This is a genomic window from Streptomyces sp. TLI_171, from assembly GCF_003610255.1.
GTDB lineage: Bacteria > Actinomycetota > Actinomycetes > Streptomycetales > Streptomycetaceae > Kitasatospora.
In genome coordinates, this window is record NZ_RAPS01000001.1 from 5,077,927 (window position 1) to 5,093,962 (window position 16,036).

Consider the following 16,036-nt stretch of genomic DNA (forward strand, 5'->3'; position numbering starts at 1 on the left):
ACGGGATGACCAGCGAGCAGAGGGTGGCACTGGTGACGGGCGCCACCAGCGGGATCGGCCTGGCTGTGGCCCGCGGCCTGGCGGCGAGCGGCCTGGCGGTGTTCATCTGCTCGCGCAGCGAGGAGTCGGTCGAACTGACCGTCAAGGAGCTGCGCGCCGAGGGCCTGGAGGTGTCCGGCACGGTCGCCGACATCCGCAAGCCGGAGCAGGTGAAGACGCTGGTGGACGCCGCGCTGGAGCAGTACGGCCGGATCGACGTGCTGGTGAACAACGCCGGCCGCAGCGGTGGCGGCGTCACCGCGCAGATCGCCGACGAGCTCTGGTACGACGTGATCGACACCAACCTGAACAGCGTGTTCCTGACCACCCGCGAGGTGCTCAACCGCGGTGGCCTGCAGGAGCGCGGCTGGGGCCGGGTGGTCAACATCGCGTCCACCGGCGGCAAGCAGGGCGTGGTGCTGGGCGCGCCGTACTCGGCGTCCAAGCACGCCGTGGTGGGTTTCACCAAGGCGCTCGGCCTGGAGCTGGCGAAGACCGGCGTGACCGTGAACGCGGTCTGCCCGGGCTACGTCGAGACGCCGATGGCGCAGCGGGTGCGGCAGGGCTACGCCGCCGCGTACGACGCCACCGAGGACCAGATCCTGGAGCGCTTCCAGGCCAAGATCCCGCTCGGCCGCTACTCCACCCCGGAGGAGGTGGCCGGCCTGGTCGGCTACCTGGTGACCGAGACCGCCGCTTCCATCACCGCGCAGGCGCTGAACGTCTGCGGCGGCCTGGGCAACTACTGAGCCCCGCCGGGCCGAAGGAGGGACTATCCATGTCCGAGCAGCACCGCACCCTGCACAGCACGACCGTCGCGGCCCCGGCCGAGGCGGTGTACGCGATCATCGCCGACGTCACCAAGTGGCCGCAGTACTTCGCGCCGAACGTCCACGTCGAGCACCTGGAGCGGACCGAGCGCTCCGAGCGGATCCAGATCTGGGCGACCGCCAACGGCGAGGTGAAGACCTGGATCTCCCGCCGCGAACTGGACCCGGTCGGCCAGAAGGTGACCTTCCGTCAGGAGGTGTCGCAGGCGCCGGTCGCCTCGATGGGCGGCACCTGGCTGGTCACCGCGGTGGACGAGTCGCACACCCTGCTGGAGCTGTACCACGACTTCACCGCGGTGGACGACCTGCCCGAGAACGTCGCCTGGATCAACGCGGCGCTGGACCGGAACAGCGAGGCTGAGCTCACCGGCATCCGCGAGCTCGCCGAACTGGGCGCCGAGCTCGACGAGTTGGTGTTCACCTTCGACGACACGGTGCACGTGGCCGGTGACGGCGCGGACGTGTTCGACTTCCTGAACCGGGCCGACCTGTGGCCCGAGCGGCTGCCGCACGTGGCCGCGCTCGACCTCCAGGAGGAGACCCCGGGCATCCAGGTGATGGCGATGGACACCAGCACCGCCGACGGCTCGGTGCACACCACCAAGTCGATCCGGGTGGTCTTCGGCGACGACCGCATCGTCTACAAGCAGATCGCGGTGCCGGCCCTGATGACCGCGCACACCGGCCGCTGGACCATCGTCCCGGTGGACGGCGGGGTGGACGTCACCTCCCGGCACACCGTCACCCTGAAGCCGTCCGCGGTGGAGAAGATCCTCGGCGAGGGCAAGACCGTCGCCGACGCCCGGGCGTACGTGCACAAGGCGCTGAGCACCAACAGCACCACCACCCTGAAGCACGCGCTGGCCTTCGCGGAGGCCCGCCGTGGCTGACCAGGCGCTGCCCGCGCCCGGCCGGCTGGACGGGCTGGCGGCCCACGCGGCCGCCGCGCACCCGGACCGCACCGCGATCACCGGCGGCGCGGCGGAGCTCGACTTCGCCACCCTGGACGCCCGGGTCACCGCGGTGGCCCGGGTGCTCGCCGAGCGCCTCGACGGGCCCGGCACCGTCGCGGTGGCCTCCGCGCTGCACCCGGACTTCGCGGTCGCCTACTACGGCGCCGCCCGGGCCGGCCAGGTGGTCGCCGTGGTCAACCCGCTGATCCCGGAGATCGGCGTCCAGCACGTGCTGGCCACCAGCCGGGCCCGGCTGGCCTTCGTCGACGCCGGCCTGCTGCCCAAGCTGAAGGCCGTCCGGGCCAACCTGCCCGAGCTGCGCGAGGTGGTGCTGATCGGCGGCGCCGAGGACGGCGACACCGAGACCCTGGCCGCCCTGCTGGACGCCGCACCGGCCGACGGGAGTTGGTCGCCGGCCGCGGTCGACCTGGACGACGCCGCGTGCATCCAGTTCACCAGCGGCACCACCGGCCTGCCCAAGGCCGTCCGGCTGACCCACCGCAACCTGACCGTCAACGCGGCCCAGATCGCCGCCGCGCACCGGCTGGACGCCGCCTCGGTCAGCCTCAACCACCTGCCCACCTACCACCCGATGCACCTCAACTCGGCGGTCGCCGCGGCCGCCACCCAGGTGCTCTGCGACGCCCCCGAGCCGGTGGACGCGGTGCACACCGCCAACACCCACGGCGCCACCCACTTCTACAGCCTCCCGGTGCGGCTGGCCCGGCTGGCCGCCGACCCGGCGCTGGACGGCCTGGCGCTGCGCACCGTCACCCGGATCGCCTCCGGCGGCTCCGCGCTGCCGGTGGAGGCCGCCGAGAAGCTCACCGCCCGGTTCGGCATCCCGGTGTTCCAGGGCTACGGCCTGGCCGAGACCTCGCCGCTGACCCACAGCGACGACCCCGACCACCCCGCGCACGGCTCGGTCGGCCGACCGGTGCCGGGCACCGAGTGCCGGGTGGTCGACCTGGAGAGCGGCGCCGAACTGCCCGCCGGGCAGCCCGGCGAGGTGCAGCTGCGCGGCCCGCAGGTGATGAAGGGCTACCTCGGCTCGCCCGAGCTCGCCCCCGGCGACTGGTTCACCACCGGCGACATCGGCCGGGTCGACGAGCAGGGCCGGCTGTTCCTGATCGACCGGCTCGGCGACGTGTTCAAGGTCGACAACTTCCTGGTCGCGCCGTCCGAGGTCGAGCAGGTGCTGAGCGCCCACCCGCTGGTGCGGGAGGCGGTGGTGGTCGGCCTGCCCGACGGCCACGGCTACCGGGTGGCCGGCGCGCTGCTGGTGCTGGACGCGCCCGACCGGATCGCCGAGGTGGTCGAGCAGGTCAACGGCGACCTGCCCTACTACCAGCGGCTGCAGCACGCCGAGGCGGTCGACGCGATCCCGCGCTCGGGCAACGGAAAGATCCAACGGCGCGTCCTGGCCGGGCAGTTCGCCGCCCGCCTGGGCCTCGCCGACCCCCAGACCGAAGGGAGCCGGGACATGGCAGCCCCGCTGTTCACCGTCATCAACACCTTCGTCCTCAAGGACCCGTCCGGCGGCGCGGCCTTCGAGCAGCGCTTCCTCGACCACGTCCAGTGGATGCGCGCCCAGTTCGGCTTCCGCTCGCACCAGGCGGTGCGCGCCACCGAGCAGCCCGACGTGTACGTCAACTTCGGCTGGTGGGCCACCCCCGGCGACTTCCAGCAGGTGCTCGGCAGCGAGACCTTCCAGGCGCACGCCAAGGAGTTCCACCAGCTGGTCGACGTCCAGGCCGAGCCGTCGATGGGCGTGCTCCGGGTCGACGGCGCCGCGGCGGAGGACGGCGCGGTGCTGGTCGTGGAGCGCTTCACCGTCACCGAGGACGCCGACAAGTTCGAGGCGGCGTACCGCGGTTGGCTGGACGCCGCGCAGCGCGCCGAGGGCCTCGGCCACGCCGACCTGGCGAAGGCCCTGATGCGCCCCGGCGGGTACACCGCGCTCACCCGCTGGGTGAGCGAGGACGCCTGGCTGGCAGCGCGTCAGCTGCCCGAGTACGCCGACCTGGCGGCGCTCGCCGACTCCGAGGTCCGGCTCGCCGCACCGGTGGCCGGCACCCGCACCCCCGTGGCCTCCGCCGGTGTCTGAGCAGCCCGAACCGTCGGACCTCGGACTGTCCGGGAAGACCGCGGTCGTCACCGGCGCGTCCCGCGGCGTCGGGCTGGCGGTCGCCCGCCGGCTCTGCGCCGGGGGCGCCCGGGTGGTCGTCAACTACGCGCACTCCGAGCAGGACGCCGAACGGGCCGTCGAGCAGTTGGCCGGCCTCAAGGGCGAGGCCGTCGCCGTCCGCGCCGACGTCACCACCGCCGAAGGGCTGGACGCGCTGCTCGGCGCGGTCCGCGAGCGCTACGGCCGGCTCGACGTGTTCGTCCACAACGCGGCCCCGTGGCGGCCCACCCAGGCCGTCGGCGGCGACGCCGCCGCGGTCACCGCCGCCGTCGGCGCCGCCCTCGACCCGCTGCTGCGCGGCGCCGCCGGGATCGCCGACCTGATGGCCGGCGGCCCCGGGCGGATCGTCGCGATCTCCAGCAGCGGCGCCCGCTCGGTGGTGCCCCGCTACGTCGGCGCGGGCGTCGCCAAGGCCGCGCTGGAGAGCCTGGTGCGCTACCTGGCGGTCGAGCTCGCTGGCCGCGGCATCACCGTCAACGCGGTCTCCACCGCGAAGCTCGACAAGGGCCCGGCCACCCCGCAGCCCGAGGTCGCGGCGGTGCTCGCCGCCCGCACCCCCGCCGGCCGGCTCACCACGCCCGAGGACCTGGCCGACGTCGTCGCGCTGCTCTGCAGCCCCGAGGCGGCCTGGCTGCACGGCCAGACCGTCACCGCCGACGGCGGGCTCGGCCTGCTGTGACCGACCCACCGCACCCGCACCGATCGAGAGGAAGCGAGATGAGCGAGGAGGACGCCGGCCGCCGGGCCGACGCGGACGTCTGCGTGGTCGGCGCCGGGCCGGCCGGACTGGTGCTGGCGCTGCTGCTGCTCAAGACCGGCCTGCGGGTCGCGGTGGTCGAGCGCGCCCGCGCCCACCAGCGGGAGTTCCGCGGCGAGATCCTGCAGCCCGGCGCGATGGCGCTGCTCGACCGGCTGGGCGTGCTGGCCGGCGCCCGGGCCCGCGGCAGCCACCGGCACGACCGGTTCCGGCTGGTCGAGGGCGAGCAGGTGCTGCTCGACATCGACTACCGCCGGCTGCCCGCCCCGTACGACCACCTGCTCAGCCTGCCGCAGGCCCACCTGCTGGACGAACTGCTGCTGCACTGCGAGAAGTTCGAGGGCTTCACCTACTTCGACGGCCACCGGGTCGGCGAACTGCTGGAGGAGGAGGGACGGACCGTCGGCGTCCGGGCCGGGAAGCTCACCGTGCTGGCCCGGGTGGTGGTCGGCGCGGACGGCCGGTTCTCCAAGGTCCGCCGACTGGCCGGGATCGAGGCCGGCCGCACCGAGGCCTTCGACCTGGACGTGCTCTGGTTCAAGCTCAAGGTGCCCGAGCGCGCCCCCGGCGAGCGCCGCGACGTGCGGGTCTTCCGCGACGGCGGCAACCCGGTGCTCGCCTACGACTCCTTCCCGGACAGCGCGCAGATCGGCTGGACCCTTCCCCACAAGGGCTACCAGGAGGTCTCCGCGCTCGGCTTCGACCACATCCGCGAGCAGCTGGCGGCGGCGATCCCGCCGTACGCCGAGCTGATCCGCGCGCAGATCCGCTCGCCGCGCGACGTCAGTCTGCTGGACGTGTTCTCCGGCCGCGCCGACCGCTGGGCCAAGGACGGCCTGGTGCTGATCGGCGACGCGGCGCACACCCACAGCCCGATCGGCGCGCAGGGGATCAACCTGGCTGTCCAGGACGCGGTGGTGCTCCACCCGATCCTGGTACGGGCCCTGGCGGACGGGGACACCTCGGCCGCCCGGCTCGGCGAGTTCGAGGCCCGGCGCGGGCCGGACATCGCGGCGGTGATGAAGCTCCAGGGACTGCAGAGCAAGGCCATGCTGTCCCGGGGCGGAGCCGCCGCGAAGATCCGGCCCAAGCTGGCGAAGCTGGTCCAGCGCACCCCGCTGGGCCGGGTGATCCTCAACCGCATCGCCTTCGGCAACCGCGACGTGCGGATCGCCGAGGAGTGCTTCGCCGACTGAGCGGAGCCCCACCAACGACGGGCGCCCCCCGGTGCGATCCACCGGGCGGGCGCCCGTCGTGGTGTGCCGGACCGTCACTCACGCACGAGGAACGGCGCGAGCAGACCGGGCAGCACCTCCTCGGCCAGGCCGGGCAGCAACTCCTCCGGCAGGTCCGGCAGCCGGTAGCCCTTGCGGCCGGCCGCCGTGGTCGCGGTCAGCGTCACCAGCCCGGCCCGCCGCCCGCCCCGGGTGCGGCGCAGGTTCCACCCGATCACGCCCTCGCCGGCCAGCACGGTGCGCCGGCGCAGCAGCGAACCGCTCCGGATCACCAGGCGCCCGTCCGCCACGGCGTGGCCGAGCGAACAGTGCCGGTCCAGCGCCACCGCCCCCGCCAGCGGCAGCGCCGCCACCCACACCGCCGGCGCCCACAGCGGCAGCCGGCCGGCCGCCACGGCCGCGCCGAGCACCGCCGCCGCCCCCGCCCAGCCGCCCAGCGCCCTGGTCAGCCGCCGGGTCCGGGCCCGCGGGCCGTGCCCGGTGAGCGGCCCGGACAGCGCCGCGTCGCCGCCCAGCACCCGCGCCGCCACGGCCAGCGCGGCGCGCCGCGGCACCGCCGGGGCCAGCGCGGGACCGCTCCGTTCGCGCGCCGAGGCGGTGGCCACGGCCGTGAGGCGTGCGCCGCCGAACAGCCGCATCGGCAGGCTCTCCGTCAGTTCGACGCCGTACACCCGGCGCTTCTCCAGGGTGGTCGTGCGCCGGTTCAGCAGCCCGTGTCCGATCTCCAGCGCGCCGTTCGGGAGCTGCCGCAGCGCGAAGGCGCCGGCGCGCTCGGCGAAGGTCAGCAGGTTGATCGCGGTGGCGGCGAGCAGCAGCACCAGCGGCAGCCGCACCGGCAGCGGGCCGAGCGCCCGGGCGTGCAGCAGGGCGTCCACCAGCGCGCCGATCGGGGTCTGCCGCAGCGGGCCGGCCAGCGGGCCGGTCAGCGCCAGGGCGGAGGCCAGCACCGGGGCGAACCCGGCCGCGGCGAGCGGCGCGAAGCGGAACCAGCCGGGACGGAAGCGCAGCAGCTCGACGCCCTGCCGCGGGCCGTCGGCGGCGCCGTCGCCGTCGCCGAGCAGCGCCGCGCGCAGTTCCAGCGCCTCCGGGCGGGCCAGCGCGTCCAGCCGCAGGCCCTCGCCGCGGCGCTGCGCGGCCCGGCCGGTGCCGACGGTGACGGCGGCCAGGCCGAGCACCCGGTGGGCGGCGCCGGCGTGCAGGTCGACGGTGCGCACCCGGTCGGCGGGGACGGTGATGTGACGGCGGATCAGCAGGCCGTGCCGCAGCTCCACCAGGTCGGCCCCGACCCGGTAGCGGGTGGTCCACCAGCGCAGCAGTCCGGCGCCGATCGCCAGCGCGGTGACGGCCCACGCCCAGGAGTTGTGGTGGCCGCCGTGCAGCACGACGGCGGGCAGCACCAGCGGCAGCACCTTGGGCAGTTCCCGGACCGGGTGGACCAGCAGCATCCGCGGGCTGAGCCGCCGCCAGCCCTCGGCGTCCACCGCGGTCGCGGCTGCGGCGGCGGTCACGTGGCGTCCCCCGTGCCGGACCTGGCGGCCTCGGTGAGGGCGGCGGCGAGCTCCGCCGCGGTTCCCTCCGCCAGACCGCGGATCTTCAGCGGGCCGGCCGAGGAGGCGGTGGTGACGGTGACCGTGGTGAGGCCCAGCCGGCGCTCCAGCGGTCCGCGTTCGTGGTCGACGGTCTGCACCCGGGCGATCGGCGCGATCCGCCACTCCTCGACCAGCCAGCCGGTCCGGACGCAGATCGCGTCGGCGGTGGTCTCCCAGCGGTGCACGGCGTAGCGGCGGCGCGGCATCAGCGCCAGGTGGGCGGCGGCCGCGGGCAGCGCGCAGGCGAGGACGAGCAGGGCGGGCCGGGCGGTCCGGTCCGGGCCGAACTGCTGAAGGGCCGTCAGCCCGGCCGCGAGCAGCAGCCAGCCGCCCAGCGCGCGGAGCGTCCAGTAGCGCACGGCGCGCGGGTCGACCCGGTGCTCGGGCGGTCGCAGTCCCGGTGCCCGGGCGGGTAGTCCGGCGCCGGGCGGGGCGGTGGTGGTGTCAGACATGCGGGCGAGGATCGCGCACGCGTGGCGCGGCCCGCCGGAGCGCCGGTCGAGCCCGGTCGGAGCCGGTCGGGGAGCGGGACGACCGCTGCTGCGGCCGGGTTCGAGGGATACTCCACCGGCCCCTCCCATCCTCCGGGCTGTCCGCGCCATTGACCGTGAGGAAGAGGACCCCATGAAGGCCCTGGTGCTGTCAGGCGGGTCGGGCACCCGACTTCGACCGTTCACCTATTCGATGCCCAAGCAGTTGATCCCGATCGCCAACCGCCCGGTGCTGGAGCACGTCCTGCAGAACATCCGCGAGATCGGCGTCACCGAGATCGGCGTCATCGTCGGTGACCGGCGGCCCGCGATCGAGGCCGTGCTGGGCGACGGCTCCCGCCTCGGTGTGCAGATCACCTACATCGACCAGGAGCAGCCGCTGGGCCTGGCCCACTGCGTCTCCCTCGCCCGGGAGTTCCTCGGCGAGGACGACTTCGTGATGTACCTCGGCGACAACATGCTCCCCGGCGGCGTCGTCGCGATCGCCGAGGACTTCCGCGACCGGCGGCCCGCCGCCCAGGTCGTGGTGTACAAGGTCGCCGACCCGCGCGCGTTCGGCGTCGCCGAGGTCGCCGCCGACGGCACCGTGCTGCGCCTGGTGGAGAAGCCCCAGCAGCCGCGCACCGACCTGGCGCTGATCGGCGTCTACTTCTTCACCCCGGCCATCCACAAGGCCGTGGCGGAGATCGAGCCCAGCGCCCGCGGCGAACTGGAGATCACCGACGCCATCCAGTGGCTGGTGAGCGCCGGCGAGCAGGTCGGCGCCAGCGAGTACCACGGATACTGGAAGGACACCGGCCGGGTCGAGGACATCCTGGACTGCAACCGCGAACTGCTGAACGGCCTCGTCGGGTCGGTGCAGGGCGAGGTCGACGCCGACAGCGTCCTGATCGGCAACGTGCTGATCGAGCCCGGCGCCCGGGTGGTGCGCTCCCGGATCGAGGGCCCGGCGGTGGTCGGCGCGGGCAGCCTGATCGAGGACAGCTTCGTCGGCCCGTACGCCTCGATCGGCAAGGACTGCGTGCTGCACAGCACGCACGTCGACTACTCCATCGCGCTGGACGGCGCGACGGTCTCCCGGGTCAGCGGCGTGCACGGCTCGCTGATCGGCCGCAGCGCCGCGGTCACCGGGGTGCACAGTGCGACCCGCCACCACCGCCTGGTGGTCGGCGATCACACCCAGGTGGAGGTGGCGGCATGAGGATCCTGGTCACCGGCGGCGCCGGCTTCATCGGCTCGCACTACGTCCGGACGCTGCTCGACGGCGGCTACCCCGGCTACGAGGACGCCCGGGTCACCGTCCTGGACAAGCTGACCTACGCGGGCAACCGGGACAACCTCCCGGCCGCCCACCCCCGGCTGGACTTCGTCCAGGGCGACATCTGCGACCTGCCGCTGCTGCTGGAGGTGCTGCCCGGCCACGACGCCGTGGTGCACTTCGCCGCCGAGTCGCACGTGGACCGCTCGCTGGAGGCCGCCGCCGAGTTCGTCCGCACCAACGTCGGCGGCACCCAGAGCGTGATGGAGGCCGCGCTGCGCACCGGCGTCCAGCGGGTCGTGCACGTCTCCACCGACGAGGTGTACGGCTCCATCGACGAGGGGTCCTGGACCGAGGAGTGGCCGCTGCTGCCCAACTCCCCGTACGCGGCCTCCAAGGCGGGCTCCGACCTGATCGCCCGGGCGTACTGGCGCACCCACGGCCTGAACGTGTCGATCACCCGCTGCTCCAACAACTACGGGCCCTACCAGCACCCCGAGAAGCTGATCCCGCTGTTCACCACCAACCTGCTGGAGGGCAAGCAGGTCCCGCTGTACGGCGAGGGCGCCAACATCCGCGAGTGGCTGCACGTCGACGACCACTGCCGGGCCATCCAGCTGGTGCTCACCGGCGGCCGGGCCGGCGAGGTCTACAACGTCGGCGGCGGCAACGAGCAGACCAACCGTCAGATCACCGACATCCTGCTGGAGCACCTCGGCGCCGACCGGGACGCGATCCGCCACGTCGCCGACCGCAAGGGCCACGACCTGCGCTACTCGCTCGACGAGAGCAAGATCCGCGCGGAACTCGGCTACGAGCCGCGCATCCCGTTCGCCCGGGGACTGGCGGACACCGTGGACTGGTACCGGGACAACCCGGGCTGGTGGAAGGCGGTCAAGTACCGCGAGGAGGAACAGCGATGACGTTCGCACAGGTCCTGGTGGTGGGGGCCGGCCCGGTCGGCCTCACCGCCGCCCACGAGCTCGCCCGGCACGGCGTCCAGGTCCGCCTGGTCGACGCCGCGGCCGGCCCGGCCGTCACCAGCCGGGCGCTGGCCACCCACGCCCGCACCCTGGAGACCTACGACCAGATGGGCGTGCTGGACGAACTGCTGCCCCGCGGCCAGCGGGTCGAGCACTTCACCCTGCACCAGAACGGCCGCCGGCTGGTCCGCTTCGACACCGACTACAGCCGGCTGCCCACCCGTTTCCCGTTCACCTTGATGGTCGACCAGGTGGTCACCGAGGAGGTGCTGCGCGGCGCCGCCGCCCGGCGCGGCGTGCAGATCGAATGGGGCGTCCGGCTGGAGGAGTTCCAGGACACCGGCGACGGCGTCACCACCGTGCTGCGGCTCCCCGACGGCAGCGCCGAGACGGTCGGCTTCGACTGGCTGGTCGGCTGCGACGGCGGCCACTCCACCGTCCGCAAGCAGCTCGGCATGCCGCTGCTCGGCGACTCCAGCGAGACCTGGCTGATCGCCGACGCGGTCGTCGACTGCGACCTGCCGCGGGACAGCATCCACTGGATGCGCACCCCCGCCGGCACCGTGATGATGGTGCCGTTCCCGGACCCCGGCAAGTGGCGGCTGCTGGACACCGCCGACGCCTCCTACGAGAGCGACGAGGCCGTCGCCCGCCGCTTCAAGGAGAAGATCGCGGCCGGCACCGGCAAGCCCGTCGAGGTCGAACTCCCCAGCTGGGTCTCGGTGTTCACCATCCAGCAGCGGATGATCGAGCAGATGCGCAAGGGCCGGGTGCTGCTCGCCGGCGACGCCGCCCACGTGCACAGCCCGGCCTCCGGCCAGGGCATGAACACCGGCGTGCAGGACGCCGTCAACCTCTCCTGGAAGCTCGCCGCGGTCCTCGCGGGCGAGGCCGAGGAGAGCCTGCTGGACAGCTACACCGCGGAGCGGGTGCCGGTCGGCGCGACGCTGCTCAAGTCGACCAGGATGGCCACCGTGCTGGTGCAGCTGCGCAGCCGCAAGGCCGCCGCCGCGCTGCGCACCCTGTTCACCTTCCTGCGCAACGTCAAGCCGCTGAAGTCGAGGATCGAACGCAAGATCATGGGCGGCATGTCCGCGCTCGACCTCGACTACGGGTACGGCCCGCTCGCCCTGGACGCCGCGGCCGGCGGCGCCCTGGTCGCCGGCGCCCGGGTCGCCCGGGTCAGCACGCCCACGCCCGGCTGGACCGAACTGCTGGAGGAGCTGCGCACCCCCGGCTGGACCCTGCTCTCCTTCGCCGTCCCCGCCGACCACCAGGAGCTGCACCGGCTCGCCGACGACTGGCCGGGCATCCGGATCCGCACCGTGCAGCGCGGCCGCGGCACCGAGGTCCCCGGGCTGCTCGCCGACCCCGACGGCCGGATCGCCGCCGACCTGGGCGTGCCGGCCGGCGGCTGGCTGCTGATCCGACCCGACGGCTACCTCGCCGCCTCCGGGCCCGGCCTGGTCTCCGCACCCCCCGAGCAGGCCCTGCGCACCCTGGGCCTGCGCACCAAGGCGCACATCAGCCACTGACCCGCGCCCGCCCGCGCCCACCCGCGCCCACCCGCACCACCAGCACCGGCACCGAGGGCCGGCCTGACCACGCGTCAGGCCGGCCCTCGTGCTGTCCGGGCGCGCCCCGCCGGGGCACGAAGCCGTTTCGAGCCCCGCTCCAGCGCCGGTGCAGCAAGGCTCAGGCGGCCGTTCCGACACTCCCGCCACAACCCGGCCCACCCACCTATGGAGGAGCCATGGAGAACCTGACCCCCAGCGGGCACGTCGACACCTTCACCCGCGACCAGCTGCCCCCCGCCGAGGAGTGGCCCGAGCTGGTCCGCGACCTCCCCGAACTGAGCTACCCGGCCCGGCTGAACGCCGCCGAGGAACTCCTCGACGGCACCATCGCCCGGCTCGGCGGCGACCGCCCCTGCCTGATCGACGACGACGGCGCCGTCTGGAGCTACGCCGAGCTGCGCGCCACCACCGACCGGATCGCCCGGGTGCTGACCGAGGACCTCGGCGTGCTGCCCGGCCACCGCGTCCTGCTGCGCGCCCCCAACACCCCCTGGCTGGCAGCCTGCTGGCTGGCCGTGCTGAAGGCCGGCGCGGTCGCCGTCACCACCCTGACCCTGCTGCGCACCGGCGAGCTGCGCACCGTCGTGAACCAGTCCCGGCTTCGCCTCGCGCTCTGCGACGAGCGGCACACCGGGGACCTCGAACCGCTGGCGGCGGAGGGCCTGCGGATCGTCCGGTTCGGCGGTGAGCACAGCGAGCTGGGACAGCTGGCGGCCGAGCGCCCCGGCCCGTTCCGGGCGGTCGCCACCGCCGCGGACGACGTCGCGCTGATCGCCTTCACCTCCGGGACCACCGGAGTCCCGAAGGCCACCGCGCACTTCCACCGCGACGTGCTCGCCGTCGCCGACACGTTCGCCGCGTACGTGGTCAAGCCGCGTCCCGACGACGTGTTCGCCGGGACGCCGCCGCTGGCCTTCACCTTCGGCCTCGGCGGCCTGCTGGTCTTCCCGCTGCGGGTCGGCGCCGCCAGCCTGCTGCTGGAACGCGCCACCCCCGACGAGCTGTTCGCGGCCGTCGCCCGGCACCGGGTCACCGTGCTGTTCACCGCCCCCACCGGCTACCGCGCGGTGCTGCCGCACATCGGCCGCTACGACCTGAGCAGCCTGCGCCGCTGCGTCTCGGCGGGCGAGACCCTGCCGGTCACCACCTGGTGGGCGTTCAAGCGGGCCACCGGCCTCGGGCTGATCGACGGCATCGGCTCCACCGAACTGCTGCACGTCTTCATCTCCTCCGCCGACCACGAGATCCGGCCCGGCGCCACCGGCCGCGTGGTGCCCGGCTACCGGGCCCGGATCGTCGACGAGCACGGCCGCCCGGTGCCGGACGGCGAGCCCGGCCTGCTCGCGGTCAAGGGACCGACCGGCTGCCGCTACCTCGGCGACGAGCGCCAGCGCCAGCAGGTCAAGGACGGCTGGAACCTCACCGGCGACACCTACGTCCGGGACGCCGACGGCTACTTCTGGTACCAGGCCCGCTCCGACGACATGATCGTCTCGGCCGGCTACAACATCGCCGCACCCGAGGTCGAGCAGGCCCTGCAGACCCACCCGGCGGTGGCCGACTGCGGCGTGGTCGGAGTCCCCGACCCCCGGCGCGGCAGCGTGGTCAAGGCCTTCGTGGTGCTCGCCCCCGGCGCCGCCGCCGACCAGCGCACCACCGCCGCGCTCCAGGCGCACGTCAAGGCCGCGATCGCGCCCTACAAGTACCCGCGGATCGTCGAGTTCGTCGACCGGCTGCCGCTCGGCAACACCGGAAAGCTCCAGCGCAACGTGCTCCGCGCCACCGCCGCCGCGCCCCGGCCGGCCGCCGCCCGCGCCGCGTACGAGCCCGTGGCCTGACCGCCCCGACACCTTGAGGAGATTCGCGATGACCGTACTCGACACCGTCACCACCGCCCGACCCGACACCGCCGACTGGACCTGGACCACCCGGGCCGGCCTGCGGGTCACCCGCCGCACCGAGGCCGCGGGCAGCGCCGCCCTGGCCCGCACCCGGCTGGAGGCCGCCCTGGACGGGCGCAGCGGAATGCTCGCCTTCCAGGGCGAACACAGAGCCGTCGGCTACGTCGACCCGCCGCTGGTGCTGACCGGCCGCGGCGAGGCGGTCGAGCTGCGCGCGCTGAACGCCCGCGGCCGGCTGCTGCTGCCCGTCCTGCGCGCGGCCGTGGCCGGGGTGGTCGAGCTGGCAGCCGACGGACCCGACCGGCTGCACGGCCGGCTGCCCGCCGGGGCGGAGGGCTTCCGCGAGGAGGACCGCACCCGGCACGCCGGGGTCTTCACCGCCGTCCGCGCGCTCACCGCGGCGCTCGCCGCCCCCGACGACGCGCTGCTCGGCCTGTACGGGGCGTTCGGCTACGACCTGGTGCTGCAGCTCCAGCGGGTGACGCCGCGTCAGGAGCGCGCCGCCGAGGACCGCGACCTGGTGCTCCACCTGCCCGACGAGATCGTCGAGTTCGACCTGCGCCGGGACGAGGCCGTCCGGCACCGCTACGCGTTCGAGGTCGACGGCCGGAGCACCGCCGACCTGCCCGGCGGCACCCCGGAGCAGGCGTTCCGCCCCGGGACGCCCGCCGAGGAGCGCGACCACCGGCCCGGCGAGTACGCCGAGGTGGTGGCCCGGGCGATGCCGCTGTTCCGCTCCGGGGACCTGTTCGAGGTGGTGCCGGGCCAGGTGTTCCGGCGCGGCTGCCCCGCGCCGCCGTCCGAGCTGTTCCGCCGGCTGCGGGAGACCAACCCGGCGCCGCACAGCCTGCTGATGAACCTCGGCGGCGGCGAGTACCTGGTCGGCGCGTCCCCCGAGATGTTCGTCCGGGTCCGCCGCGAGCTCGGCGCGGACGGCGACCGGCTGGTGGTGGAGTCCGCGCCGATCAGCGGCACCGCCGCCCGCGGCCGGGACGCGGTCGAGGACGCCGAGCGGATCCGCGAACTGCTCTCCTCCGAGAAGGAGGAGTCCGAGCTCACCATGTGCACCGACGTGGACCGCAACGACAAGGCCCGGGTCTGCCTGCCCGGCACCGTGCGGATCACCGCCCGGCGCAGCATCGAGCTGTACTCCACGCTGATCCACACCGTCGACCGGGTGGAGGGCGTGCTCGCCCCCGACCGGGACGCGCTGGACGGCTTCCTCACCCACCTGTGGGCGGTCACCGTCACCGGCGCGCCCAAGCTCGCCGCCGTCGAGTTCCTGGAGCGCGAGGAGCGCTCGCCGCGCCGCTGGTACGGCGGCGCGGTCGGCCGGATCGGCTTCGACGGCACCCTGGAGACCGTGCTGACCCTGCGCACCGTGCAGATCCGCGACGGCGTCGCCACCGTACGGGCCGGCGCCACCCTGCTGCACGACTCGGTGCCGGCCGCCGAGGAGGCCGAGACCGAGCTCAAGGCCGCCGCCCTGCTGAACGTGCTGCGACCGGAGCGCCCCCGCCGCGCCGCCGCGCCCGCGCTGCCCGCGGCCCGCCGCGGCGGCCCCGGCGAGGGACGGCGGATCCTGCTGATCGACCACCGCGACTCCTTCGTCCAGTGCCTCGCCGACTACCTGCGGCGCACCGGCGCCACCGTCGACACCTACCGGGCCGGCCGGCACCTGTCGCTGCTCAAGCGCGAGAACCCCGACCTGGTGGTGCTCTCGCCCGGCCCCGGCCGCCCGCACGACTTCGCGGTCGGCGCGACCATCGCCGAGGCCCGCCGGCTGCGGCTGCCGGTGTTCGGGGTCTGCCTCGGACTGCAGGGCATGGTCGAGTACTTCGGCGGCCAACTCGGCGTGCTGGACCGGCCGGTGCACGGCAAGCCGTCCACCGTGCAGGTCGTCGAGGCCGACAGCCCGCTGCTGGCCGGCCTGCCCGGCGAGTTCCGGGTCGGCCGCTACCACTCGCTGTACGCACTGCCCGACCGGCTGCCCGCCGAGCTGCGGATCACCGCCCGGACCGCCGACGGCGTGCCGATGGCGATCGAGCACCGCGAGGAGCCGCTGGCCGCCGTCCAGTTCCACCCCGAATCGCTGATGAGCGGTCAGGACGCGGTGGGGGAGCGGCTGATCGGCAACGCCGTCGCCGCCCTCGCCCGCCGCCCCGCCCCCACCCGCTGACCCCGTCCCGCGACCCCGGTCACCACAGAGAGGAGTGCTGCGGCGGGACCGCTCCG

At 74.6% G+C, this 16,036-nt stretch carries 12 protein-coding genes; 10 read left to right on the plus strand and 2 right to left on the minus strand.

What is annotated here, in order from left to right:
• Window positions 1-5: 5 nt before the first annotated feature.
• From BX266_RS23095 to BX266_RS23115, 5 genes are read left to right on the plus strand one after another with little or no spacing between them, the layout of a single operon-like run.
• Window positions 6-788, plus strand: a complete 783-nt coding sequence (locus BX266_RS23095; RefSeq protein WP_099902715.1) for an SDR family NAD(P)-dependent oxidoreductase — start codon at window positions 6-8, stop codon at window positions 786-788.
• A gap of 29 nt (window positions 789-817) precedes the next feature.
• Complete coding sequence (locus BX266_RS23100; protein WP_099902717.1) at window positions 818-1,759, plus strand: aromatase/cyclase; 942 nt, start codon at window positions 818-820, stop codon at window positions 1,757-1,759.
• Window positions 1,752-3,929: an AMP-binding protein gene (locus tag BX266_RS23105; RefSeq protein ID WP_099902719.1), complete on the plus strand. Its 2,178-nt coding sequence runs from the start codon at window positions 1,752-1,754 to the stop codon at window positions 3,927-3,929. Before BX266_RS23100 ends, BX266_RS23105 begins: the two co-directional genes overlap by 8 nt.
• Window positions 3,922-4,689: an SDR family oxidoreductase gene (locus BX266_RS23110; RefSeq protein ID WP_099902721.1), complete on the plus strand. Its 768-nt coding sequence runs from the start codon at window positions 3,922-3,924 to the stop codon at window positions 4,687-4,689. The genes BX266_RS23105 and BX266_RS23110 overlap by 8 nt, the downstream gene beginning before the upstream one ends.
• A gap of 38 nt (window positions 4,690-4,727) precedes the next feature.
• Complete coding sequence (locus BX266_RS23115; protein ID WP_099902723.1) at window positions 4,728-5,963, plus strand: FAD-dependent monooxygenase; 1,236 nt, start codon at window positions 4,728-4,730, stop codon at window positions 5,961-5,963.
• A 74-nt stretch (window positions 5,964-6,037) separates the two neighbouring features.
• On the opposite strand, the gene BX266_RS23120 is transcribed toward BX266_RS23115, so the two are convergent.
• Together BX266_RS23120 and BX266_RS23125 are read right to left on the minus strand one after the other, a co-directional pair.
• Window positions 6,038-7,510 (minus strand): PH domain-containing protein, encoded by a 1,473-nt coding sequence (locus BX266_RS23120; protein ID WP_099902725.1) that lies wholly within the window; start codon window positions 7,508-7,510, stop codon window positions 6,038-6,040.
• Window positions 7,507-8,043 carry a PH domain-containing protein gene (locus BX266_RS23125; protein WP_099902726.1) on the minus strand — a complete coding sequence of 179 codons (537 nt, stop codon included), beginning with the start codon at window positions 8,041-8,043 and terminating at the stop codon, window positions 7,507-7,509. Before BX266_RS23125 ends, BX266_RS23120 begins: the two co-directional genes overlap by 4 nt.
• A gap of 172 nt (window positions 8,044-8,215) precedes the next feature.
• Here BX266_RS23125 and BX266_RS23130 point away from each other — a divergent pair, with 172 nt between their 5' ends.
• The 5 genes from BX266_RS23130 to BX266_RS23150 all read left to right on the plus strand — a co-directional run bounded on the left by BX266_RS23130 (window position 8,216) and on the right by BX266_RS23150 (window position 15,980).
• Complete coding sequence (locus tag BX266_RS23130) at window positions 8,216-9,283, plus strand: glucose-1-phosphate thymidylyltransferase (protein ID WP_099902728.1); 1,068 nt, start codon at window positions 8,216-8,218, stop codon at window positions 9,281-9,283.
• Window positions 9,280-10,263, plus strand: coding sequence for a dTDP-glucose 4,6-dehydratase (gene rfbB / locus BX266_RS23135; RefSeq protein WP_099902730.1), 984 nt, complete (start codon window positions 9,280-9,282; stop codon window positions 10,261-10,263). Before BX266_RS23130 ends, rfbB begins: the two co-directional genes overlap by 4 nt.
• A complete protein-coding gene (locus BX266_RS23140) occupies window positions 10,260-11,858 on the plus strand; it encodes an FAD-dependent oxidoreductase (protein WP_099902732.1) in 1,599 nt (532 codons plus the stop codon). The genes rfbB and BX266_RS23140 overlap by 4 nt, the downstream gene beginning before the upstream one ends.
• A gap of 218 nt (window positions 11,859-12,076) precedes the next feature.
• Entirely contained in the window at window positions 12,077-13,738 is a 1,662-nt protein-coding gene (locus tag BX266_RS23145) for an AMP-binding protein (RefSeq protein ID WP_099902733.1), read from the plus strand.
• A gap of 28 nt (window positions 13,739-13,766) precedes the next feature.
• Complete coding sequence (locus BX266_RS23150) at window positions 13,767-15,980, plus strand: anthranilate synthase component I (protein ID WP_099902735.1); 2,214 nt, start codon at window positions 13,767-13,769, stop codon at window positions 15,978-15,980.
• Window positions 15,981-16,036: the final 56 nt, after the last annotated feature.